The organism is Amycolatopsis sp., assembly GCF_036008905.1.
Classification (GTDB): domain Bacteria; phylum Actinomycetota; class Actinomycetes; order Mycobacteriales; family Pseudonocardiaceae; genus Amycolatopsis.
Genome location: NZ_DASYMU010000024.1, coordinates 1 through 22,692, shown reverse-complemented (window position 1 = coordinate 22,692; position 22,692 = coordinate 1). Strand labels below are relative to the sequence as shown.

Here is a 22,692-nt window from a genome sequence, read left to right as displayed (position 1 = left end):
AGGAGCCACCTCGCTGGTCTATGCGCGGAGCTGGTCCGGACGTGGTGCTGCCGAACGGCAGTGATCACCGGACCGTCCAGGTGGATCTCGCCCCTCGGTAGCACGCGCGCCGGTTTTGCCGGTGGTCGCTGCTTCTGGTCACCGCAACCCGACGATCTGTGATCGGTGCCCATCAGCCGGCTGGTAGGTGGTGTACCCGACGACCGCGCCGAAGACCGCTTCGCTGACGAACGGGTCCAGAGGGCGGGTCTGCACGGCGAACGGTCCGCCCAGGGAAACCGTCAGCGGACGGACGGCGGTCTCCCCGAACCGCACGATCGACAGCTTGGCCGTCCCATCCTTGACGTACGGTGTCACGGAACTGTCGGCGCACAGCAGCCCTCCCCGCAGCAAGGTCTTCTGGTCCAGCGCGCACCGCAGCACGTCACCGCTTTCGGTGGCGACCGGGTGGTTCGCGCGGACGTCCCACAGCTTTCGCCCGTCAGGCGCGTCCACGATGCCTATTCCGCTGGTCCTCAGGTTGAGGTCGAGGGGTGCGGGCACCACGGTTCCCGTTTCCGTGTCGAACACGGTGAACTGGGTCTCCGTGGTCGCGTCGGGCACGTACACCTGGACCAGCCGGCCGTCGGTGGCGCGGTCGATCCGCACGTCCACTTCGGTGTACTGCGGTTCGGGAACCCGCCATTCGTGCTGCCATTGGATCTTGCCGGTGGCGCCGTCGAGGGACACGTAACGCACTTCGCGGCCGCAGCCCAGTGCGAGCAGGAAACCAGTGCCATGCGCGAGAAACTGGTTGGAGTCGTTGACGATCCGGCAGTCGTCCGGTGCGGAGTACGTCCACAGCTCGCTGCCGTCGGTGAGCGAGTGGGCGGTGAACTTCGTCCGCTTCAGGTCTGCCCTGATGAAGGAGGTGTTCGTCATCCAGGCCTGCGTCCCCGAGAACGGGCGCCCGGTACTGGGCTCGGTGAACCGGAGCTCACCGGTGATGGCGTCGACGGCCTCCCACTGGAACGAGTCCTGGTCGTACGGGTTCAGCTGCACCAGCACGGTCCGGCCGTCGGGGCTCGCGTAGATGTTCTTGGCTTCGGAGCCCGCCCGGCGGCGGCTCCACCGGAGGTCGCCGGTGGTGCCGTCCACGCCGGCCACGCCGTCTTCGAACAGGACGACAGCGCCTGTGCCGCCCGCTACGACGTCCCGGACACGTCCGTCCACTTCGGTCGACCAGGCGACCTGGGTCACCGAGTCCGGGATCGGCGGGGGCGTGCCGGTCGCGGACGCGGTACCGCTCGTCACGGGCCATTCCGGTGCGGTCAGCACCAACGGCGTGGCGATCGCGGCCGCCAGCAGCACCGCGGCAGCGGCTGACAGTCCACTCCGGACCGGCGGAAGCCGCCACCGCCCAGGCGGAACCGGAAGGATCAGCAATGCGCCTGCGGCCACCGCGAGGCCGCCGATCACCGCGAGCAGCGAGCCGGTGCCCGGGAAACCGATCTTGTACTGGGCGACGAACCGGAGCACGGCCAGCGCCGTGAGGCCCAGCGAGACCGCCGCGAGCACCCAGCCCAAGGCCGGGGCCCGCCGGTTCCGCAGCCCGACGACGGCGATGACGCCCACCAGGACGCCGATCGTGAACGTCTGGAGCCAACCTGAGGTCGGGCCGCCCACGGCGAGGTCGTCCACTACCCAGGCAGCCGTGGTCACGGCCACGACGCCTGCCGCTATCAGTCCTACCGCGACTGCCAACGGCCGCCAGCGTCGCCTCTTGTCCTGCATGCAGCGTATCTAACAGGTCTACGCCGTTTGCGTCTGGCGAATGGCCGAAAGACCCGCAAGAGCAAGCCTCAGCTCGTGAGCCGTTCCACCGGCCGGAAGTCACCTCGATCGAAGCCGGCAACCGCTCTGTGCTGCTCGATGCGGGCCCGGAACCCAGTCCAATCCGCGCCGCCCGACCAGGCGTTCTCGGCGAAGCCGGAGACCAACGAGGAAACGACCGCCGAAGCGTCCGATGCCGAGGAGGCGGCACCGTCCTCAGCTGCGTTGACATAGCAGTACCGCAAGCCATCCGGGTCACCGTCGTCTGGCGGGGTGAGCCCGGGTGCGCCGCGCAAGTCTCTCTGCCGGGCCCAACACGGGAAACGCGCTGTCGTGTTCAACGCGATCGAATTCGCGGTGGAGAAGAAGCTGCTCCTGAAGGACCGCCTGCCCGAGGTGAAGGGGACTGCGCCCAAACGAGTGCGGGCGATCGATGCGCTCGTGGCCGTTTGGGCGCGGCAAGTGCCGCAGCTGCTGGCTGCGGTCGCCGAGCACGACGCACTACGGCGTCGACATCGCCAACGAGATCGGCACGCCGATTCGCGCGGTCGCGGGCGGCACGGTGATCGTCTCCGGGCCCGCGCCGGGGTTCGGGTCGTGGATGCAGGTCCGCCACGCCGACGGGACCGTCACCGTCTACGGCCACATGAACGCCATCGACCGGCCCCGTGGCAGTCACGTCGAGGCGGGGGAGCAGATCGCCACCATCGGCGTTCGCGGCGAGTCGACCGGCCCGCATCTGCACTTCGAGGTCTGGCCCCACGGGCAGCGCGCCCAGCGCATCGACCCGGCGGGGTGGCTCGCCGACCACGGCGCGCCCCTCACCTGACATCCCACTGCTACTCGTAAACCTGCGCCAGACCGGACATGTGTCTTTAACGGCGCGCGAGCAGATCCGCTTCCGTCGCCCACCGACAGGTCGGGCTGTCGTCCAGTCCAGGGAACGTCACGGCCATGCCACGCTCGGGCACCATCGACCACAACCGGAACTTGGCGGACTCCGCGTGCGACGACCACGAAGGCGACCACTCCGGCACATAACGTTCATAGATCCGTCGAACTCTCGACACATCCCGCTTCTCCAACCGTGCCGGTCCTACCGCACGAAACTGCCGCACATCGTCTGGAGGATCGAAAGTCGCCACCATCACCGCAACGTCGTGTGCCTCGCCTGCCGCCCGCAGAAACGGTGCGGGCTGATCCTGTTGTGCCTCCGGACTGTTAAACCACAGTCGACCGTCCTCCAACAGGAACCACATCATGGCCAACGCGGGTCGTCCGCGCGAGGTGACTGTCGCAACGCTGGCCACGTGCGTCGGCTCGTTCAAGAATCCCAGGACATCAAATAGCGGTCGCTCCACGGGCCCCATGATGCAACCTCTACCGCAGTCGAGGTCAACAGGCTGCCCATCTGCCACCGCGGCCATCACCGACGACCAGATCAGCCGCGCCACCGAAGCCGACACCCGCGCCAAGCAGCCAGCAGCACCGCAGCCCGCCTGACGGCCCTCGGAGACCGGCTCACCGCGCTGACCGTCAAGTACGAGCGAGCCGGGGGTGATCAAGGTTAATCGCTCCGAAAACCCGTGCCACCGACCGAAAGGACATCGCGTGAGCAGCACCCAGACACGACCACGCCCGGCTCCGACGCGGCGTCACCGTTGCTGCGGTGGGCGCTTCACCTCGCTGGCAGAGGGTGGGCCGTGTTCCCGCTTCGCCCGCTGACCAAGGACAGGCCGATGGTCAAGGACTGGGAACACTGCGCCACCACCGAAACCGCCACGATCCACGCGTGGTGGATGGCCACACCGACCGCGAATATCGGGCTCGCGTGCGGACCGTCGAACCTCTACGTCGTGGACTGCGACGTCCTCAAACCCGGTGAGCCGATGCCCGCCGGCCACCCCGCCGGACGCGTCGAGAGCGGGTTGCAAGTGTTGCGGGCACTGGCCGCGCGCCGCGGTGATCTCATCGCGGCGACCTACGCGGTCACGACCGCCTCGGGTGGCTGGCACCTCTACTACACCAAGCCCGCCGGGGCGGCACTGCGCACCGCCGGGAAGCTCGGGTTCAAGCTCGACACCCGCGGGCACGGCGGCTACGTCGTCGGACCGGGATCCGTTTTGCCACGCGGAGGTACGAGCTCTACGACGACCGCGCCACCACCGCGCTGCCCGGCTGGATACACCAGGCCGTCACTCCAGTGCTCGCACCGGCCAGCGCAGCGCTGCCCCAGTCGGCCGGTGTGCGGCTGACCGGCTACGTCACCGCGGCGCTGCTGGCCGAAACCACCAACGTCATCAATGCCCGACAGGGCAGCGCAACGCCATTCTGTCGCGCTCGTCCTACGCACTCGGGCAACTGGTCGGCGCCGGTGTTCTCGCCCCCCCGCCGCACCGCACTGGAACGGGCCTGGGCGACCTGGAACCCGCCCGGCTCTGCCAGCAAAGACCTCGGACCCGGTGGTGTCATCGACACCAGTCTCACTGCCGGTGCCGCCAACCCTCGCCGCATCGCTGGACGACAGGAAGCCCTCTGATCGCTGTTCTCGTGAGCACTTAACCTGGTTGGTCTCTCAGTTGATCGATGCTCCGCAATGCAGATCAAACCGCCGAAACCCGTCAGTGGCCGCGGGGGTTCCCTCGACGCAGGTAGCCGAATGGGCCGGCCACTCGGTGGAGGTTCTCCACAAGATTTACGCGAAGGTAATCGCGGGACAGGGGAGAACGCCCGAAGGCGGATCGAGGACCACCTCAACAACGACGGCGCTGCCGACTGAGCCGGGGAACAGATAGGGAACGGGTCCCCGTATCTGACCGGGTGCAGCCGGGAACACGAAAGATGCCCCTCGCCAGACTTTTGGCTGGTGAGGGGCATCTAAACGCTGGTCAAACGTGGTGCCCCCGGTGCGACTCGAACGCACACTGGACGGTTTTTGAGACCGTTGCCTCTGCCGATTGGGCTACGGGGGCGCGGCAGCGAACATTACGGGATCGCCGCCCGGGCACTGGCATCGGGTGGTCCGGAATGTGCCGGTGGTCTGGGTCACCCACGTGGCGAACGCCATCTGGCCGTCCCGATCGTTCCCGGTAGGCTTTGGACTCGCGGTTCGCCGCGAACTGACCCATCCCTTCGAGCTCACAGGAGGACCCCGGTGACCGAAGAGGCTGCCGAGGCCAACGGTGTCATCACCGTGCCGCAACGTCGGGTGCTCGTCGCAGAGGACGAAGCACTCATCCGGCTGGATCTCGTAGAGATGTTGCGCGAGGAGGGTTATCAGGTAGTCGGCGAAGCCGGCGACGGCGAGGAAGCCATCAAGCTCGCCATCGACCTGAAGCCCGATCTCGTGATCCTTGACGTCAAGATGCCCAAGCTCGACGGCATCGAGGCGGCATCCAAGATCACCGGCGACCGGATCGCTCCGGTCGTCATCTTGACCGCGTTCAGTCAGCGGGACCTGGTGGAGCGGGCGCGGGACGCCGGCACCATGGCGTATTTGGTGAAGCCGTTCGCCAAGCGTGACCTGGTTCCCGCCATCGAACTCGCGGTCAGCAGGTTCGCGGAGCTGCAGGCTCTCGAATCCGAAGTCGCGGGCCTGACCGACCGGCTCGAGACCCGTAAGGTCATCGACCGGGCCAAGGGCCTGCTCATGAGTGAGCAGAGCTTGAGCGAGCCGGAGGCGTTCCGCTGGATCCAGCGGACGGCGATGGACCGCCGGACCACCATGAAGGCCGTAGCAGAGGCTGTTGTCGACAGCATGGGCTGACGAATTACCCAAGTGTGTGAAAAACGCTGTCCCAGCGTACATATACTACTCACCGTTATCACCCTATTGTTGCAATCGGACAATGGGGTGTGAAACGTTGGGTAACGCCGGTGACGACCGTCACGATGTGGATACAACACCGTGTGTAACTCTGGGCAACCCATCCGCGGGCGGCTACGTTCAGCGCCCAAGTCAGGTCCCGACCTGGGACAGCCGCTGCAGTAGCGGCTTGTCGGCATTTGGAGGAACGAGTGTCAAAAGCACGACTCACGAGGGTCATCGTGCTGGCAGCGGTCGCATCGCTCGCCGTAGGTGCATGTTCGGCGCGCGATACGGGAAGCACCGGCAGTGGCGCCCCGACGTCCGCCGCTGCGGCCCCGCAGCAGGCGGCCGACGCAGCCGACCCCAAGGGTGACGGCAAGGCGGTGTGCTCGGGCGCCACTCTCGCGTACGCCGGAACCATCAACGGCGGAAGTGCCGCGCTCGGTCAGAACATCCTTTACGGTGTCGACCTCGCGGTGAAGCAGCACAACGAAGCCAACCCCGGCTGCCAGGTCACGTTGAAGCAGTTCGACACCGAGGGCAAGCCCGACAAGGCGCCCGGCATCGTGACGCAGGTCGTCAACGAGCCCGCCATCCTCGGCGTCGTCGGCCTCCCGTTCTCGGGTGAGTCGAAGGCGACCGGCGACCTGTTCGAGCAGGCCGGCCTGGTGCACATCACGCCGTCGGCCACCAACCCGGCGCTCGCCGACCACGGCTGGAAGACCTTCTTCCGTGGCATGGGCAACGACGCCGTGCAGGGTCCCGCCGCGGCCAAGTTCGCCACCGAGACGCTCAAGGCCAAGAAGGTCTGTGTCATCGAGGACGACTCCGAGTACGGCACCGGCCTCGCCAAGGAGGTCACGTCGAAGCTCGGCGCGGCCGGCGGCTGCTCCGACAAGGTGAAGACCGGCCAGACCGACTTCTCCGCCGTCGTCAACAAGATGCTGACCGAGAAGCCGGACGTCATCTTCTTCGCGGGTTACTACCCCGAAGCCGGCCCGTTCGCGCAGCAGCTCAACGACAAGGGCATCACCGCCAAGTTCATCGGCCCGGACGGCGTCAAGGACACCGAGTTCCTGAAGGGCGCCGGTGCGGCTGCCGCCAACGCGTACTTCACGTGCCCCTGTGTCCCTGAGGACAACTTCAAGGACTTCACCGCCGCCTACAAGTCGGTCGAGGGCCGTGACCCGGGTACCTACTCGCCCGAGGGCTACGACGTCGCGACGATCCTGCTCAAGGGAATCGACTCGGGTGTCAAGGACCGCGCGGGCCTGCTCGACTTCGTCACGAAGTACAGCGGCCAGGGCCTGACCAAGAAGTTCAAGTGGGACGCCAAGGGCGAGCTTTCCGACACGCCGGTCTGGGCCTACAAGGTCGAGAACGGCAAGATCGTGAACGCCGGCCAGATCAGCTAATTCCATCAAACAACCTCGCCTGCCTTTGGCGGGTGACTCGGGCATGCAGGAGGGGACAAACCGTCCCCGCCTGCATGCCTGAGCCATACCTGGAGAACGAGTGAATCCGTGCACCCCACGCTGACTCCGTTCCTTGCTCAATCCGACCAGTGGATCCGTTTCGACGTCGGCGCATTCGCGGAGCAGTTCTGGAACAACACTGTCGATGGGCTCACCCAGGGCGGGATCTACGCGCTGATCGCCCTCGGTTACACCCTTGTCTACGGTGTCCTCAAGCTCATCAACTTCGCCCACTCTGAAGTCTTCGTCGTCGGTACCTTCGCGACCTGGCTCGTCTTCTACGGCCTGGGTTTCCGCTCGGGCGGCTCGATCGAACTGGGCATCGGCGAGATCGTGCTCTATCTCGGCATCGCCCTGATAGCCGCCGCGGCCACCTCCGCCGGTACCGCGGTAGCGCTCGAAAGAGTGGCCTATCGGCCGCTGCGCAAGCGGAACGCCCCGAAGCTGGCCTTCCTCATCACGGCCATCGGCGCGTCCTTCGCCATCCAGTACATCCTGCGTCTCGACATCTTCTTCGGGCTCAACCAGCGGCCTGCCATCCGGTTGCTGAACCCCGAGGTGCTCTTCGAGATCTTCGGCGCGCCGGTCACCAACATCCAGGTGATCATCGTGCTGGCGTCGATCCTGCTGTGGTTCGTCGCGGACTACTTCGTCAACCGTACCCGGCTCGGCCGCGGTATCCGCGCGGTCGCGCAGGATCCCGACACGGCCACGCTCATGGGCGTGAACAAGGAACGCGTCATCGTGATCACCTTCCTCGTCGGTGGTCTGCTCGCCGGCGCGGCGGCGCTGTTCTACATGATGAAGATCCCGCAGGGCGCGATCTTCAACGGCGGGTTCCTGCTCGGCATCAAGGCTTTCGCGGCCGCGGTGCTCGGCGGTATCGGTAACCTCCGCGGCGCGCTGCTCGGTGGTCTCGTGCTCGGCCTGATCGAGAACTACGGCCAGTCGCTCTTCGGTGGGGAGTGGAAGGACGTCGTCGCCTTCGTCGTGCTGGTGCTGGTGCTGATGCTCCGGCCTACCGGACTTTTGGGCGAGGCTCTCGGAAAGGCAAGGGCATGACGACTTCAACAGTGGAACCTCAGGTTTCCCCTCGCCCGGCCATCCGTGAGCGGTGGAACAACCTGAGCCGCCCGGCCCAGTGGGCCATCCTCGTCCCGCTCGTCGCCGTGATCTACCTGCTGCCGTGGTTGAACCCGCCGCTGCTGGCGACCACGGGCACCGACTTCGCCAACGCGATGTTCGAGGTGGCCCGTTACGCGCTCGTCGCGGTCGGCCTGAACGTCGTCGTCGGGCAGGCTGGTTTGCTGGACCTCGGTTACGTCGGCTTCTTCGCCGTCGGTGCCTACGTTTCGGCGCTGTTCACCAGCCCCGACTCGATGCTCTCGAAAATCCCGTACCTCTGGACGCTCCCGCTGGCCATGGTGATCACCATGATCTTCGGGGTCATCCTCGGCACACCGACGCTGCGGCTACGAGGCGACTACCTCGCGATCGTGACGCTCGGCTTCGGCGAGATCATCCGGCTTATCGCGGACAACGTCGGCCCGCTGCGCGGCCAGTCCGGCTTCTTCGCGGTCGGCAAGAGCTCGGACGGTTCGTCGATCCTGCCGAACGCCAGCGCCTGGTACGTGCTCACGGTGACGATCATCGTCATCATCCTGTTGTTCGTCGGGAACCTCGAGCGCAGCCGCGTCGGCCGCGCCTGGGTCGCGATCCGTGAGGACGAGGACGCCGCCGAGATCATGGGCGTGCCGACCTACCGGTTCAAGATCTGGGCGTTCGTCATCGGTGCGGCGATCGGCGGGCTTTCCGGCGCGCTGTTCGCCGGCAAGCAGGGCTTCGTGAACACGCAGTCGTTCGACATCGTGACCTCGATGCTCTTCCTCGCCGCGGTCGTGCTCGGCGGTGCCGGCAACAAGGTCGGTGTCCTGCTCGGCGCCGTCGTCGTCGCGTACCTGCCGCTGCGTTTCGTGGAGCTGCAGAAGTACAACTACGTGATCTTCGGTATCGCGCTCATCGTCCTGATGATCTTTCGCCCCCAGGGCATTCTCGGCGCGCGTCAGAGGCTTCTGGCGCGGGGCCGTGAGGCGTACCAGCGCCTGCTCGGCAAGGGTGAACAGATCAGCGGTGACAGCGCGCTCACCCCGGAACCGAACGCAGGGGGCAAGTCATGACGCAGCCCGGTGGCGCGCACGAAGCGCCGATCGAAGGCGGCCTCGTGGCCGAGGTCGAGCACATGACCGAGGAGCAGCGCGCGGAGCACTTCGCCGAGGTCGCCGAGGCCGTCGCACCGGACCGCGAAATCGCGGTCGGAGTCGGTGAGACACTGCTCGAGGTCCGCGACCTGACCGTGAAGTTCGGTGGTCTGACCGCGCTGGACGCCGTGTCGTTCAAGATCCAGCGTGGCGACATCCTCGGCCTGATCGGGCCGAACGGTGCCGGCAAGACGACCTGCTTCAACGCGATGACCGGGGTGTACCGGCCGACCTCGGGGCAGGTCCTGCTCGAGGACAAGGCGCTCGGCAACGCGCCGCGGCACAAGATCACCCAGCTCGGCATCACGCGGACGTTCCAGAACATCCGGCTCTTCGCCGAGATGACGGCACTGGAGAACGTGGTGGTCGGCGCGGACGCGCGGGCCAAGACGAGCGTGCTCGGCGCGCTGCTCCGGCTTCCCCGCCATCACCGTGAGGAGAAGCTGGCCGTCGACAGGGCTATGGCGCTGCTCGAGTTCGTGGGTATCGCGGACCGCGCGGCGGACAAGGCGAAGAACCTGCCGTACGGCTACCAGCGGCGCCTGGAGATCGCGCGGGCGCTCGCGACGGAACCGAAGCTGCTGTGCCTCGACGAGCCGGCCGCCGGCTTCAACCCCGCGGAAAAAGAAGACCTGATGGGGTTGATCCGCACGATCCGCGACGACGGCTACACCGTCCTGCTGATCGAACATGACATGAAACTGGTCATGGGTGTGACCGACCGGATCGTGGTGCTGGAGTTCGGCAAGAAGATCGCCGAAGGACTGCCGGCCGAGATCAGGGAGAACCCCGCTGTGATCGCCGCCTACCTGGGAGTGCCAGACGATGACGTTGCTTGAGCTCTCGGATGTTTCCGTCCACTATGGACGGATTCAGGCCGTGTCCGGGCTGACCATCTCGGTCGAAGAGGGCGAGATCGTCACGCTCATCGGTGCCAACGGCGCCGGGAAGTCGACCACGATGCGGGCCATCTCCGGCATCCGGCCGATCTCGAACGGGTCGATCAAGTTCGCCGGCGAGGACATCTCGAAGCTGCGCGCCGACCTCCGGGTCGTCCGCGGTATTTCGCAGGCGCCCGAAGGCCGGGGGATCTTCCCCGGGATGACGGTGATGGAGAACCTGGACATGGGGGCGTACGCCCGCAAGGACAGGGGAAGCCTGAAGCCGGACCTCGATCGCGTGTTCGAGCTGTTCCCGCGGCTGGCGGAACGCAAGAGCCAGTTCGGCGGGACGATGTCGGGTGGTGAGCAGCAGATGCTCGCCATCGGCCGCGCGTTGATGGCGAAGCCGAAGCTGCTGCTGCTGGACGAGCCGTCGATGGGGCTCGCGCCGCAGTTCATCCAGCAGATCTTCCGGATCATCACGGAGATCAACAAGCAGGGCACCACGGTGCTGCTGGTGGAGCAGAACGCGCAGCAGGCGCTGTCGCGGGCGCATCGCGCCTACGTGCTGGAGACCGGACGTATCACCAAGTCCGGCACCGGCGCGGAACTGCTCGCCGACAACAGCATCAAGGAGGCCTACCTCGGCGTCGGCTGAGCACAACCAACGGTTGTCCTCGGCGGCCGAAAGGCTGTTGGACCGGAACCCCGCCTGCGCGGAATGCTTTGTCGCAGGCGGGGTTCCGGCGTTTCGGAGCTCCTCGACACTGGGAGTGACCATGGGTATCACGGGTATTGCCGCCGGAGTTCCGTTCGTCGCGCTGGAGCCGGAGAACGTGACCGGACCGGCGCCGCTGATCGTCACCTGGCACCTGATGGACGCGCCCGCGAGTGAAGCGGCCATGGCAGCGGCGATCCCGATGGCCGGCGTGCCCGCGTGCCCGCGTGGAGAGTCCACTTCGGACTCCCGATGAGCGGCAAGCGGCTTCCCGACGGCGGTTACGACGAGTTCTTCCGCCTGGCGGGTGAGGACTACGTGCTCAACGTGGCCGAGCCGGTGACCGACCAAGGCGCTTCGGAATTCCCGGCCGCGCTGGCGGAGCTGCGTGCGCGGTTCTCGATCGCGGACGGTCCGATCGGCGTCGTGGGCGGCTCGGCGGGCGGCGCGGTGGCGCTGGAAGTGCTGGCACGGGGTGACGTCGAGATCAACGCCGCGGCGTTGATCAACCCGGTGACCCAGCTCGCGCCCGCTGTCGCGGCGAACGAGCGCCGGTACGGCGTGGTGTACCCGTGGACGGACCGGTCGCGGAAGGTGGCGGAGCGGTTCGACTTCGTGCGGCGCTCGGGTGAGATCACCGCCGAGGTGCTGCTCGTGCTGGGCGAGGACGACGACATCGCGATCGTCGAGCCCGCCGCCGCGCTGGTCGCGGCGCTGGGTGACCGCGCCGAGCTGCTGTCGATCCCGGGGATGGGGCACGCTTTGGCGGAGGCGCCGGGGATCGAACCGGCTCCGCAGAACGCCGACGCGCTGCGGGTGGACGCCGCGCTCACCGAGTGGTTCCTGAAGCGGCTCTAGGTGCCCCCGGCTAAAGCGCTATGAACGGACCTTTCCTTGCACAAGGCGCTAGGAAAGGTCCGTTCATAGCGCTTTAGGGTTCCCCAGCACGTCGCCCTCCGGAGCCCAGCAACGCGCGGGGTCGTAGTCGCACCAGCCCTCCTCGCGGCTGACCTGGCCCGCCAGCGCGAGGAAGCGCCGCAGCGCCGGACGTGGTTTTTCCTTGCGCCAGACGACCGACCACGCGAACAGCGGCGACGGCTCGAACGGCAGGACCCGCAGGTTGAGGTCGGCGGAGAGCTCCATATCGGCCCCGGCGAGGGTGACCCGCGGCTTGCCGTAGCGGGTCTGCTCCAGGGTGTGCCGCAGGTCGTAGCTGACGCCGGAATCGTCGAGCGGGACGTCCAGGCTTTCGCTCATCCGCCGCAGGTAGCTCAGCCATTCGACGGGCCCGCCGAGCGACGGCAGCCAGATGCCCTCGGGCCGCAGGTCCGCCATCCGGACGGTGTCAGCGTCGGCCAGCGGATGCTCCGGCGGGAGCAGCGCGACCAGCGGTTCGAGCCGGACGACACGATGGTCGAGCGCGTCGGGCAGCTCACGGCCCAGGTCGTGCACGCGGCCGAAGGCGAGGTCGATCTCGCCGAGCAGGAGCGGATCGAGCGCCGGGGCAAGCCCGCGCCTGCTGCTTCGCTCGACCCGCAGCTCGGGGACGCGTTCGGCGAGCCGCCGGAGCATGAACATCGGCGAGAGGCGGTTGTCGATCAGGTCGACGCGCAGGGGCTGCTCGTCGGCGCCCATCGCCGCTGTCGCCGCGTCCGCGACCCGGATCAGCTCACGCGCGTGCGGCAGGAACCGCTCGCCGTCCTCGGTCAGCTCGACAGCGCGGTTGGTCCGCAAAAAGAGCTGCACCGAAAGCGCGTCTTCCAGCTTCCGGATCCGCTTCGACAGCGCTTGCTGGGTGAGGAACAGCTGTTCCGCCGCGCGGCTGAAGTGCCGGTGGTCGGCGGTGACCAGGAAGGCGCGGACCTGCGCCAGGTCGAGATCCACTTTACGCGCCTGGCGGCTTGTCCCGGACGACGCAGGTGAGCCGTGCGGTGCAGGTGCGCCGGCCCTGGTCGTCGGTGATGACGATCTCCGTGGTGATGGTGCCGCGGCCGACGTGCAGCGGGGTGGCGACCCCGGTGACCAGGCCGGAGCGAACGGCCCGGTGGTGCGTGCACGACAGTTCCAGGCCCATCGCCGCGCGGTCCGCACCGGCGTTCAGGGCGGCGACCGTCGAGCCTAGTGCCTCGGCGAGTACGGCGTTGGCGCCGCCGTGGAGCAGGCCGTACGGCTGCAGGTTGCCTTCGACGGGGATCGTGCCGACCACTCGTTCGGGGGTCACCTCGAGCAGCTTCATGCCGACCTTCTCGTTCAGCTGCTGGTCGGCGACAGCGGGATCGACACCGGCGTACTGCTCGAGTGCCTCCTTGGTTGCTTGGTCGGTCAAGGTTTTGCTCCATCTTTCACGGGACAGGGATGCTGACAGCCGAGGTGACACGTAAGAGTGTCGGCCCCTCACCCTAGACTCGCTGGCGTGAGCCCGATCGAGAACCAAACCGTAGGCAAGAACACAGGCGCGACAGACACGGCCGAGCGGCCGCGGCTGCTGCTGATCGACGGCCATTCCATGGCCTACCGGGCGTTTTTCGCGGTGCCCGCCGACCGGTTCCGAACCTCGACCGGCCAGGTCACCAACGCGGTCTTCGGCTTCACCTCGATGCTCATCAACCTGCTGCGCGACGAAGCGCCGACCCATCTCGCGGTCGCCTTCGACCTCTCGCGCAAGACGTTCCGGTCGGAGGCCTTCGCCGGGTACAAGGCGACGAGGTCGGCCACGCCCGATGATTTCAAGGGCCAGGTCGCGCTGATCCAGGACGTGCTCAAGGTGCTGGGCATCCCGGCGCTGACCAAGGAGAACTTCGAGGCGGACGACGTCATCGCCACGCTGACCACCCAGGCCGTGGTCGACGAGTTCGACGTGCTGATCTGTACCGGGGACAGGGACGCGTTGCAGCTGGTCAACGACCATGTGACGGTGCTCTACCCGAAGAAGGGTGTCTCAGAGCTGACCCGGTACACGCCGGAGGCGGTCGAGGAGAAGTACGGCCTGACACCGACCCAGTACCCGGACTTCGCGGCGCTGCGCGGCGACCCGTCGGACAACCTGCCCGGTATCCCCGGGGTGGGGGAGAAGACGGCGGCCAAGTGGATCAAGCAGTTCGGCACCCTCAATGAGCTGATCGACCGGGTCGACGAGGTCAAGGGCAAGGTCGGGGACGCGCTGCGCGCGAATCTCGACGCCGTGATGCTGAACAGGCACCTCACCGAGCTGATCCGCGACGTCGAGCTGGAGCTCGTGCCGAGTGGGCTGGAGCTGCGCCCATGGGATCGGGACGCGGTGCACCGGCTGTTCGACGAACTCGAGTTTCGCGTGCTGCGGGATCGGCTGTTCGCGACGCTGTCCAGCTCCGAGCCGGAAGCCGACGAAGGCTTCGACGTCACCGGCGCGTTGCTGCCCGTCGGGGCCCTGGGCACCTGGTTGGCGGCGCACGCCGGGCCGGGCGAGCCCGTCGGGCTTTCCTTCCGCACCACCGGCGCGTCGGTCCAGGCCGACATACAGGCCATCTCGTTCGCCACGCCCGACGGCGAGGGCGCCTACCTCGATGTGTCCACAATGGACGAGTCGGACGACAAGGCGCTCTCGGCCTGGCTCGCCGACAAGAACGTGCCGAAGGTCGGGCACGCGATGAAGGTCGCGCTGCACGGGATCCTGGCACGCGGCTGGACGTTGTCCGGTCTGGTGATGGACACGGCGCTGGCGGCGTACCTGGTGCGTCCGGGGCAGCGGTCCTTCGAACTCGACGACCTTTCCTTGCGGTACTTACAGCGTGAGCTGCGCTCCGAGGCCGACAGCGGTGACGGTCAGCTGTCGCTGCTCGACGGTGGCGCCGAAGACGAAGACCTCAAGGCCGTCCAGGTCGAACTGGTGCGAGCACGGGCGATCGCGGAGCTGGCCAGTGCGCTCAAGACCGAGCTGACGGAGATCGGCGCGGTCGAGCTGCTCGGTGCCATCGAGATGCCGCTGCTCGAGGTCATCACCGAGCTCGAGGCCGCCGGGATCGCGGTGGACGTCGAGCAGCTGACGTCGCTGGAAGAGCACTACGCGGTGCGGGTGCGGCAGGCCGCCGATGAGGCGTACGCGGTCATCGGCAAGCAGATCAACCTCGGGTCGCCGAAGCAGCTGCAGGTGGTGCTGTTCGACGAACTGGCCATGCCGAAGACGAAGCGCACCAAGACCGGGTACACGACCGACGCCGAGGCGTTGCAGGGGCTGTTCGAGAAGACCGAACACCCGTTCCTGCAGCACCTTTTGGAGCATCGGGACGCGACTCGGTTGCGGGTGACCGTCGAGGGCCTGATCAAGGCGATCGCCGACGACGCGCGGATTCACACGACGTTGCAGCAGACGATCGCGGCGACCGGGCGGTTGTCGTCGGTGGATCCGAACCTGCAGAACATCCCGGTGCGGACCGAAGAGGGGCGTCGGATTCGGGACGCTTTTGTGGTGGGCACCGGGTATGCGGATCTGATGACAGCGGACTACAGCCAGATCGAGATGCGGATCATGGCGCATCTTTCCGGCGATGCCGGGTTGATCGAAGCCTTCAACACCGGCGAGGACCTGCACACGTATGTGGCTTCGAAGGCGTTCTCGTTGCCGCCTGAGGAAGTTACGCCGGAGCTTCGGTATCGGGTGAAGGCGATGTCGTACGGGCTGGCGTACGGGTTGTCGGCTTATGGGCTGGCTCAGCAGCTGAAGATCTCCAACGAAGAGGCCAAGGACCAGATGGAGGCGTACTTCTCCCGGTTCGGGGGAGTGCGGGACTATCTGCAGTCCGTGGTTGTCGATGCGGCGAAGGTTGGCTATACGGAGACGATCTTTGGCCGCCGCCGGTATTTGCCGGATTTGAACAGTGACAACCGGCAGCGGCGGGAGATGGCCGAGCGGATGGCGCTGAACGCGCCGATCCAGGGGAGCGCGGCGGACATCATCAAGGTCGCGATGCTGAACGTGCACACGGCGTTGGTCGAAGCCGGTCTCCGCAGCCGGGTGATCCTCCAGGTGCATGACGAACTGGTGCTCGAGGTTGCCGATGGGGAGCACGAGCAGCTGGAAGCTTTGGTACGCAAGGAAATGGGCTCGGCTTACAAGCTCGCCGTGCCGCTCGAAGTCTCGGTCGGCTACGGGAAGTCTTGGAATGAGGCTGCGCACTAGGCGCGGCTGGGTGGGTGGCTCGTGAGTGGCTACGAGTGTTAGAACACTTGTTGCCACTCACGAGGGTGACCAGGCGCTTTGCTGCGCGGATGGCTTTGGGTGGGTGCGGCTCAAAGCTGCGGGGTTGGGCTCTGGCTTGTGCGGCTCAGAGCTGCGCGGTGCGTACAGAGGCACGGTTAGAAGCCTGTGTTTATTGGCAGGCGCGCGATCAGGTTTGCGTGACCAGGGCGTGGCATGGGTGGGTATGGCAAGCAGGTGTCGGGGGCGCCCTGCTCCCGCAAACCTGGCCTTCGGCGAGCGCGCGGTGAAGACTTCCGGCCGTGGCCGGCCGTAAGTCGCTGTGTCTGGGTCTAGGGATCTAAAAGCCCGCGTGGTTGCGTCTAAAACCCGCGTGGTTGTGTTTTTGGGGTGGGGTTAGCGGGCCATGCCTTTTATTAGGAGCATGACGGAGTCTCGGACGTCGGCGCGGGTTCGGGTGGGCTGGAAGGTTTGCCAGTCCAGGGAAACGACCAGCATGGTGCCGAAGAGGCCTGCGGCGGCGGTGGTGATTTCCACGCCGTCGGGGAGGCGATTGTCGTCGGCCAGGCGCTGTAGCTGTTCCTTGACGATGGAGATGATCTCTTCGCGAAGCAGCGTAAGGGTTTCGTGCCACTGGCCGGGGGTGCGCCACATTTCGCTGACGAGGATCTGTGAGAAGCCCGGGTATTCGCTGATGAACTCCAGCGCGGTGTCCACCTGGGATTCGATGGTTTCCAGGGGGGCGCCGCCGGTCGTCGCGGCGCGCAGGCGTTCGGCCAGCAGGCCGACGCCGTAGCGCAGCAGGGCGTCGACCAGGCCGTCTTTGCTGCCGAAGTTGTAGTAGACGGTGCCTTTGGCGACACCGGCTTCGGTCGCGATGTCGTCGACGGTGAGGCCGACGAGACCGCGGCTGGCCGCCAGCCGCAGCGTCGCCTCGAACAGCTTCTGCTTCGTCGCCTCGCCACGGGAACTCACAACGCCAACTCCGGTTTGAGATGCTTGACCGTCCACACGCGACGCTTGCGGGCGGCCAGCGTGGAGACCAGGATCCCACCGATGAGATACGCCAGCAGCACACCGATGTCGCCCACGATCTTCATGGAAGCGCCGCTGTAGAGCAAGTGCCGAAAGCCGTCGATCGCGTAACCCATCGGCAGCACGACGTGCAGCGGGTACAGCGCGTCGGGAATCGTCTGCCACGGGAACGTGCCGCCCGCGCTCACCAGCTGCAGGACCAGCAGCACCAGTCCGAGGAACTTCCCGATCGCGCCGAAGAACGCGTTGAGCGCGTGCACCACCGCGGTGAAGGTGAGCGAGACGAGGATCGCGAAACCGATGGCGCCCACCGGATGCGCGATGTGGATCCCCACCAGCCAGGTCACCGCGCCGAACAGCACGACCACCTGTGCCGCGCCCAGCAGCGCTGAGGCGAACCAGCCACCCAGGGCGACGCGCAGTGGTGACGCACCGGCGGTCAATGCCCGCGTCGACAGTGGCCGCAGCAGCAGGAACAGCACGAACGCGCCGATCCAGGTCGCCAGGGAGATGAAGAACGGAGCCAGCCCGGCGCCGTACGTCCCGGCGGAGGCGACGCCGACGGAGTTCACCGCGACCGGGTCGGCGAGCGTGTTGGCCGTGGCCGTCCGGGTCGGGTCATCGGGGTTCGGGATCTGCTTGAGGCCGTCCTTCAAGCCGTCGCGGAGCTGGGCCGCGCCGGTGGCGAGGTCGGTCGTCCCGGTCACCGCGGTCTTCTCACCGTCGTTGAGCTTCGCCGCGCCCGCGTTCAGCTGGTTCGCGCCGTCGGCGGCCTTCGCGATGCCGTCGGCGAGTGCCGGAGCCGACGCCGAGAGCTGGGCGGCGCCGTCGGACACCTTGCGCGAGCCATCGGCCAGTGCGGCGAGCTGGCCGTTCGCGTCCTGGATCTTGCTGTTGGCGTTGTCGATCGGGGAGCGCAGCTGTCCCAGCGAGGAGAGCACCTGCTGGACCTGCGCTTCGGTGAAACCGTCGGCGCGCATCCGCTGCGCGAGCGCGCTGTTGGTGTCGTCGAGGCTCTTCTGGAGATCGCTCGAACCGCCCGCGAGCAGCGTCCCGGCCTGGGCGACCTTGGTGTTGCCCGCGGCGACCTGGCTCGCGCCTTCGGCCAGTTGCTTGGCCTGGGACGGAAGCTGGGTGGTGCTGCTCTTCAACGTGTTGAGGCCGGAGGACAACGGGCTCAGCCCACCGGCGAGGTGCTCGGCTCCGCTGGCCAGTTGTTGTTGCCCCGCCTTGAGTTTCTCCGAACCGTCGGCGAGTTTCACCGCGCCGTCGGCGGCTTCGGTGATCTTGCCGTAGATCGTGGAGAAGCCGAGGAGGAAGCGATCGGCCGCGGCACCGCCGACCTTCTCCGCGATCGTCTTGCGGACCTGTTCGGCGACCTGCTTGGCGATCGTGCCGGACAGATAGTTGTTGGCGTCGTTGGTGGTCAGCGTGATCGTCGCCTGCTGCGGCCGGAAGTCGCCGGCGGCCAGCAGCGCGGCGGAGAAGTCCTGGGGGATGCCGATGGCGAACGAGTACTTGTCGTCTCGGACACCGGAAAGCGCGTCGGCGGCCGAGACCTCGTGCCACTGGAAGGTGCCGGACTTGACCAGCTCGTCGGTGACCTCACGGCCGACGTTGCGCTGCTGGCCGTCGGCGGTCGCGCCGTTGTCACTGGTGACGACCGCGGCCGGGAGCTTGTCGAGACGGCTGTACGGATCGAAGTTCGCGTAGAGGTAGAAGGACGCGTACAGCAGCGGCACGAGCACCAGCGCGACGATCGCGAGCTTCGGCAGCGTGCCGGAGCTCAGGCGGCGCAGCTCGTTCAGGGCGATGCGGAAGCTGGTCATGCGCTTTCCTCTGTGAAATCGGTGGTTTCGGTGGTTGCGGTGTCTTCTTCGGCGGGCTGCTGACACACCAGCGGCTCGGGTTGCTCCTGCTCACCGATGCGCGCGGGCGGCGCGGCCAGCGCGCTCAGGGGAGTGGTCGCGGTTAGGACGACCACGGCCACGCCGCGTTCGGCGTGTTCACGGGCGAGCACGGACCAGCTGTCGACGTCGCTGGTGTGCCGGTCCGGCGTGTCCAGCACGAGCATCTTGATGCCCTCGCGGCTCGCGGCCAACGTCGTCAGCAACCGCGTGCGCATCTGGGCGGTGAGGCTTTCGAAGCGCATGTTCGCGAAGGCCGCGGCGTCGTTTTCGGTGAGCCAGCGCGCGACGGCGTCCTTGCTCGCGGGCCGGTGGGCCAGCGCCAGTTCCTCACCGACGACGACGCGTACCGGCAGCGCGTCGTCGGGCTCGCTGACCCCCGGGGCGTCGACGACGGCGACGAGGTCGCGCAGCTTCGTGGCGCCCATGGCGTCGTCGAGGGTGACCGTGCCGGTCGTGGGCTTGATCCGCCCGGCCAGTGCCAGCCCGAACGCGGTGATGCCGACGCCGGGCTCGCCGTGGACGATCGTGAGCCGGCCGCTTTCGACGGTCAGCGAGGTCGGGGGCAACAGCGTTCCGTGAGGTCCGTCCACGGACACCTGGTCGGCTCGAACCTGCACGGGAACTCCTGCTTGTGAACTGACACTTTTGAACTGACTGGTCAGTGCAAAAACCTACTCCCGTCAGAAAGCGACAACAAGCCGGGGGAGTGTGATTTCACCCTCTCGGGTGGCGGTTCAGCGCAGCGCGGAGGCCGGCTGAACCTCCCAAATCGTCCAAAGTGGACGATACCCTTGCCGGTGCCAGAAAACCGACGAAAGCGGATTGGGCGGGTTGTAGTAGAGGTACGTGCCGATCGCGCCTTCGCGGTGGAACTCGTTGTGCACCAACGACATCAACGCCTGGCCGACCCCGCCGCCGCGGACGTGCGGAGCGGTGACGACGTTGTTTACGTACCCCCAGCGGCCGTGGGGGAGCAGGTCGGCCGCCCAGGAGTCCGGAGTGGACTCGATCCAGCCGCATTCGGCGAGCCCGGCCACCTCGCCGTCCCGCTCCGCGAGCCAGATCGGCCCGCGGTCCCGGAGCTTCTGTTCCAGTTGCGGCGTCAGCAGTTCGGCGGTGTTCGCCCGTTTCCGGCTGCCGACGAGATCGGTGTAGGCGAACGTCGCCGTCGCGAGCGCGACCACGTCCTCGAGGTCGGACGGCTCCGCGTGACGCAGTGTGACGCCGCATGCGGGCACGGGCTGGGGTGGCGACTTGCGCACCGCGAGCGTGGAGATCGGGACGAACCCGTGGTCCAGGAACGCGCGGATGGCCTCGGCGTCCTGGCTCGGCCAGTTCACCATGCACGCCGAGTCGGCGCCGGGGGTTTCCCCGGCGAGCCTTGCACGCCACGCCCGCAGCAGTGTGTCCAACCCGGCCGTGCCGGTCTCGCCGATGAACGGGAACAGTTGCCACACCTCGGCGGCCGACCAGAGCAGATCGGCCGCTCCGGTCGGATACGCCTGGTGCTGCAGGATTCCGCTGACCTGGCGGCCGTCGGCGGTCACCGCGTCCAGGCGTTCGCCTTCGGGCGGGACGGGAGCCGCGGGCAGCATGGCGTCGATCCGGGCGAAGCGTGCCTTCTGGGCGGGGTACAGCGGGGCAGGGACGTCGGTCACGACTTGGGCTTGGTGGTACAGAAGATCGCGGTACCCGGGAAGAGCTTGCCCCGCAACGGACTCCACTGACCCCACGTCCGCGTGTGCCCGGCGGGCCACTCCGGCTCCAGCATGTCGCTGAGCGCGAACCCGGCGCCCGCCAGCGCGCGGACGTAATCGCCGACCGTGCGGTGGTACTCGACGTAGGTCGCGGTGCCGTCGTCGCCGATCTCGACGTACGGCGTGCGGTCGAAGTACGGCTGGGTGACGGTCAGCCCGCCCGGGCCGGGGTCGTCGGGGAAGATCCAGCGCATCGGATGGGTCACCGAGAACACCCAGCGCCCGCCGGGCCGCAGGATCCGGTGCACCTCGGCGAACACGGCGTCGATCGAGGTCACGAACGGGACGGCGCCGAACGCCGAGCACGCCGCGTCGATGCTCTCCGACGCGAACGGCAGGCTCTCCGCAGTCGCCTGGACCAGCGGCACGGCGATCCCGGTACGGGTGTTGCCCTCGCGGGCGTGCCGCAGCATGCCCGCGGACAGGTCCATCGCGACGGCGTCCGCGCCCTTGCCCGCCAGCCAGCGCGCGGAAGCGGCCTGGCCGCAGCCGATTTCGAGCACCCGCTTGCCCTCGACGTCGCCGAGCAGGCCGGCCTCGGCCTCGCGCACGCCTTCCGGGCACCAGACGAAGTCGGCGTCGCCGAGGAACTCGCCATGGGTCGCCTGGTAGTCGTCGGCGTCGGCGTCCCACCACGCGAGGTTCGCCGCGGTGGCCTCACCAGCGCCGACCGCGCGATAGGCGACACCCGCGGTGCCGAGCCGCTCTTCCGCGCGCGCGTGCCTGTCTTCGTCGGGTTCGGGGGTGCTGGTCACTGTCGGCTGGTTCAAGCCGCTATCCTTTCCCCAGGTCAGAGCTTCACGGCTCAGCCTAGCGGCCTGGCTTTTCAGCGGTGCGCACCCTGTTTGTGCCGCGTAGCAGTGACCGCGTAGGATACTTGTTAGCGCAGTGGGTTCGCGCTGCCTCTCCTCAGCGGGGTTCTGCTTCAGTTCAGCAGGGTTGTGCCGGGAAGTCGGGCCGCGCACCATTTGTGGTGATGCTCGCGGTCGTTCCCTGGTGGACGTTTGCTTCGCAGTCGCCTCATGCCTACGGCGCGCACAAACTACAAACCCACTAATCCCCCCAGCCATAACCGGAGCAACCCGCCAAATGACCATCGACACCGCCACCGCCCCGACTGCGTCACCGCAGGTCGCCATCAACGACATCGGGTCGGAGGAAGACTTCCTCGCTGCCATCGACAAGACGATCAAGTACTTCAACGACGGCGACATCGTTGAAGGCACGATCGTCAAGGTTGATCGGGACGAGGTCCTGCTCGACATCGGGTACAAGACCGAGGGTGTCATCCCCTCGCGTGAGCTTTCCATCAAGCACGATGTCGACCCGGCCGATGTGGTCAAGGTCGGTGACGAGGTCGAGGCTCTCGTTCTCCAGAAGGAGGACAAGGAAGGCCGGCTGATCCTGTCCAAGAAGCGCGCTCAGTACGAGCGCGCCTGGGGCACGATCGAAGAGCTCAAGGAGAAGGACGAGCCCGTCAAGGGCACCGTCATCGAGGTCGTCAAGGGTGGTCTCATCCTGGACATCGGCCTCCGTGGCTTCCTTCCCGCCTCCTTGGTCGAGATGCGCCGCGTCCGCGACTTGCAGCCGTACGTCGGCCGCGAGCTCGAGGCGAAGATCATCGAGCTGGACAAGAACCGCAACAACGTGGTCCTGTCCCGCCGGGCGTACCTGGAGCAGACCCAGTCCGAGGTCCGCAGCGAGTTCCTCAACGCGCTGGCCAAGGGACAGGTCCGCAAGGGCGTCGTCTCGTCGATCGTCAACTTCGGTGCCTTCGTGGACCTGGGCGGCGTCGACGGCCTCGTGCACGTTTCCGAGCTTTCCTGGAAGCACATCGACCACCCGTCCGAGGTTGTCGAGGTCGG

The 22,692-nt window shown here is 67.1% G+C and carries 20 protein-coding genes, 1 tRNA gene and 1 pseudogene; 12 read left to right on the top strand and 10 right to left on the bottom strand.

Translation table 11 applies throughout. The features are described 5' to 3' along the window. Positions 1-138: 138 nt before the first annotated feature. Positions 139-1,773 (bottom strand): PQQ-binding-like beta-propeller repeat protein, encoded by a 1,635-nt coding sequence (locus tag VGP60_RS04665; RefSeq protein ID WP_327546590.1) that lies wholly within the window; start codon positions 1,771-1,773, stop codon positions 139-141. Positions 1,774-2,245: 472 nt separating this feature from the next. Between VGP60_RS04665 and VGP60_RS04660 the strand changes: the two genes are divergently transcribed. Further along, the gene (locus tag VGP60_RS04660) at positions 2,246-2,641 is read left to right on the top strand and encodes a M23 family metallopeptidase (protein WP_327546589.1); all 396 of its coding nucleotides are present in this window, start codon (positions 2,246-2,248) and stop codon (positions 2,639-2,641) included. Positions 2,642-2,687: 46 nt separating this feature from the next. Here VGP60_RS04660 and VGP60_RS04655 read toward each other — a convergent pair whose 3' ends face one another. Continuing rightward, positions 2,688-3,266, bottom strand: coding sequence for a pyridoxamine 5'-phosphate oxidase family protein (locus VGP60_RS04655; protein WP_327546588.1), 579 nt, complete (start codon positions 3,264-3,266; stop codon positions 2,688-2,690). 132 nt (positions 3,267-3,398) lie between these two features. Between VGP60_RS04655 and VGP60_RS04650 the strand changes: the two genes are divergently transcribed. Continuing rightward, positions 3,399-4,067, top strand: a complete 669-nt coding sequence (locus VGP60_RS04650) for a bifunctional DNA primase/polymerase (protein WP_327546587.1) — start codon at positions 3,399-3,401, stop codon at positions 4,065-4,067. Further along, complete coding sequence (locus VGP60_RS04645) at positions 4,058-4,351, top strand: hypothetical protein (protein WP_327546586.1); 294 nt, start codon at positions 4,058-4,060, stop codon at positions 4,349-4,351. The genes VGP60_RS04650 and VGP60_RS04645 overlap by 10 nt, the downstream gene beginning before the upstream one ends. A gap of 356 nt (positions 4,352-4,707) precedes the next feature. Here the strand turns inward: VGP60_RS04645 and VGP60_RS04635 are convergent. Further along, a tRNA-Leu gene (locus VGP60_RS04635) sits at positions 4,708-4,784 on the bottom strand. 182 nt (positions 4,785-4,966) lie between these two features. Between VGP60_RS04635 and VGP60_RS04630 the strand changes: the two genes are divergently transcribed. The 7 genes and pseudogenes from VGP60_RS04630 (at position 4,967) to VGP60_RS04600 (ending at position 11,810) form a co-directional block, all read left to right on the top strand. Next, positions 4,967-5,578: an ANTAR domain-containing response regulator gene (locus VGP60_RS04630; RefSeq protein ID WP_327546585.1), complete on the top strand. Its 612-nt coding sequence runs from the start codon at positions 4,967-4,969 to the stop codon at positions 5,576-5,578. Between the two features lie 281 nt (positions 5,579-5,859). Next, the gene (locus VGP60_RS04625) at positions 5,860-7,035 is read left to right on the top strand and encodes a branched-chain amino acid ABC transporter substrate-binding protein (protein ID WP_327546629.1); all 1,176 of its coding nucleotides are present in this window, start codon (positions 5,860-5,862) and stop codon (positions 7,033-7,035) included. Positions 7,036-7,143: 108 nt separating this feature from the next. Next, positions 7,144-8,157 carry a branched-chain amino acid ABC transporter permease gene (locus tag VGP60_RS04620; protein ID WP_327546584.1) on the top strand — a complete coding sequence of 338 codons (1,014 nt, stop codon included), beginning with the start codon at positions 7,144-7,146 and terminating at the stop codon, positions 8,155-8,157. Beyond that, complete coding sequence (locus VGP60_RS04615; protein WP_327546583.1) at positions 8,154-9,272, top strand: branched-chain amino acid ABC transporter permease; 1,119 nt, start codon at positions 8,154-8,156, stop codon at positions 9,270-9,272. The genes VGP60_RS04620 and VGP60_RS04615 overlap by 4 nt, the downstream gene beginning before the upstream one ends. Further along, complete coding sequence (locus tag VGP60_RS04610; RefSeq protein ID WP_327546582.1) at positions 9,269-10,192, top strand: ABC transporter ATP-binding protein; 924 nt, start codon at positions 9,269-9,271, stop codon at positions 10,190-10,192. The genes VGP60_RS04615 and VGP60_RS04610 overlap by 4 nt, the downstream gene beginning before the upstream one ends. After that, entirely contained in the window at positions 10,179-10,892 is a 714-nt protein-coding gene (locus tag VGP60_RS04605) for an ABC transporter ATP-binding protein (RefSeq protein WP_327546581.1), read from the top strand. The genes VGP60_RS04610 and VGP60_RS04605 overlap by 14 nt, the downstream gene beginning before the upstream one ends. Before the next feature lie 121 nt (positions 10,893-11,013). Continuing rightward, positions 11,014-11,810: pseudogene (locus VGP60_RS04600) on the top strand (prolyl oligopeptidase family serine peptidase). 63 nt (positions 11,811-11,873) lie between these two features. Here VGP60_RS04600 and VGP60_RS04595 read toward each other — a convergent pair. Both VGP60_RS04595 and VGP60_RS04590 read right to left on the bottom strand, forming a co-directional pair. After that, on the bottom strand, positions 11,874-12,836 hold the full coding sequence (locus VGP60_RS04595) for a LysR family transcriptional regulator (RefSeq protein WP_327546580.1): 963 nt from the start codon (positions 12,834-12,836) through the stop codon (positions 11,874-11,876). Between the two features lies 1 nt (position 12,837). Beyond that, positions 12,838-13,278 (bottom strand): hotdog fold thioesterase, encoded by a 441-nt coding sequence (locus VGP60_RS04590; RefSeq protein WP_327546579.1) that lies wholly within the window; start codon positions 13,276-13,278, stop codon positions 12,838-12,840. An 87-nt stretch (positions 13,279-13,365) separates the two neighbouring features. On the opposite strand from VGP60_RS04590, the gene polA reads away from it, so the two are divergent. Beyond that, the gene (gene polA, locus VGP60_RS04585) at positions 13,366-16,107 is read left to right on the top strand and encodes a DNA polymerase I (protein WP_327546578.1); all 2,742 of its coding nucleotides are present in this window, start codon (positions 13,366-13,368) and stop codon (positions 16,105-16,107) included. A gap of 414 nt (positions 16,108-16,521) precedes the next feature. On the opposite strand, the gene VGP60_RS04580 is transcribed toward polA, so the two are convergent. The 5 genes from VGP60_RS04580 to VGP60_RS04560 form a co-directional block, all read right to left on the bottom strand. Further along, positions 16,522-17,100 (bottom strand): TetR/AcrR family transcriptional regulator, encoded by a 579-nt coding sequence (locus VGP60_RS04580; RefSeq protein ID WP_327546577.1) that lies wholly within the window; start codon positions 17,098-17,100, stop codon positions 16,522-16,524. Beyond that, entirely contained in the window at positions 17,097-18,989 is a 1,893-nt protein-coding gene (locus VGP60_RS04575) for a YhgE/Pip domain-containing protein (protein ID WP_327546576.1), read from the bottom strand. Before VGP60_RS04575 ends, VGP60_RS04580 begins: the two co-directional genes overlap by 4 nt. Beyond that, positions 18,986-19,687: an ATP-binding cassette domain-containing protein gene (locus VGP60_RS04570; RefSeq protein ID WP_327546575.1), complete on the bottom strand. Its 702-nt coding sequence runs from the start codon at positions 19,685-19,687 to the stop codon at positions 18,986-18,988. The genes VGP60_RS04575 and VGP60_RS04570 overlap by 4 nt, the downstream gene beginning before the upstream one ends. A gap of 117 nt (positions 19,688-19,804) precedes the next feature. Then, on the bottom strand, positions 19,805-20,665 hold the full coding sequence (locus tag VGP60_RS04565; RefSeq protein WP_327546628.1) for a GNAT family N-acetyltransferase: 861 nt from the start codon (positions 20,663-20,665) through the stop codon (positions 19,805-19,807). Between the two features lie 59 nt (positions 20,666-20,724). Continuing rightward, on the bottom strand, positions 20,725-21,597 hold the full coding sequence (locus VGP60_RS04560) for a class I SAM-dependent methyltransferase (RefSeq protein WP_327546574.1): 873 nt from the start codon (positions 21,595-21,597) through the stop codon (positions 20,725-20,727). A 319-nt stretch (positions 21,598-21,916) separates the two neighbouring features. Here VGP60_RS04560 and VGP60_RS04555 point away from each other — a divergent pair. Continuing rightward, on the top strand, positions 21,917-22,692 hold a 776-nt coding region (locus VGP60_RS04555), incomplete at its 3' end, for a S1 RNA-binding domain-containing protein (protein ID WP_327546573.1).

Bases quoted from the DNA above. Each gene is read 5' to 3' on its own strand.
- VGP60_RS04665 (WP_327546590.1), bottom strand. From the start codon at position 1,773: ATGCAGGACAAGAGGCGACGCTGGCGGCCGTTGGCAGTCGCGGTAGGA.
- VGP60_RS04660 (WP_327546589.1), top strand. From the start codon at position 2,246: ATGCGCTCGTGGCCGTTTGGGCGCGGCAAGTGCCGCAGCTGCTGGCTG.
- VGP60_RS04615 (WP_327546583.1), top strand. From the start codon at position 8,154: ATGACGACTTCAACAGTGGAACCTCAGGTTTCCCCTCGCCCGGCCATC.
- VGP60_RS04610 (WP_327546582.1), top strand. From the start codon at position 9,269: ATGACGCAGCCCGGTGGCGCGCACGAAGCGCCGATCGAAGGCGGCCTC.
- VGP60_RS04605 (WP_327546581.1), top strand. From the start codon at position 10,179: ATGACGTTGCTTGAGCTCTCGGATGTTTCCGTCCACTATGGACGGATT.
- VGP60_RS04575 (WP_327546576.1), bottom strand. From the start codon at position 18,989: ATGACCAGCTTCCGCATCGCCCTGAACGAGCTGCGCCGCCTGAGCTCC.
- VGP60_RS04565 (WP_327546628.1), bottom strand. From the start codon at position 20,665: ATGCTGCCCGCGGCTCCCGTCCCGCCCGAAGGCGAACGCCTGGACGCG.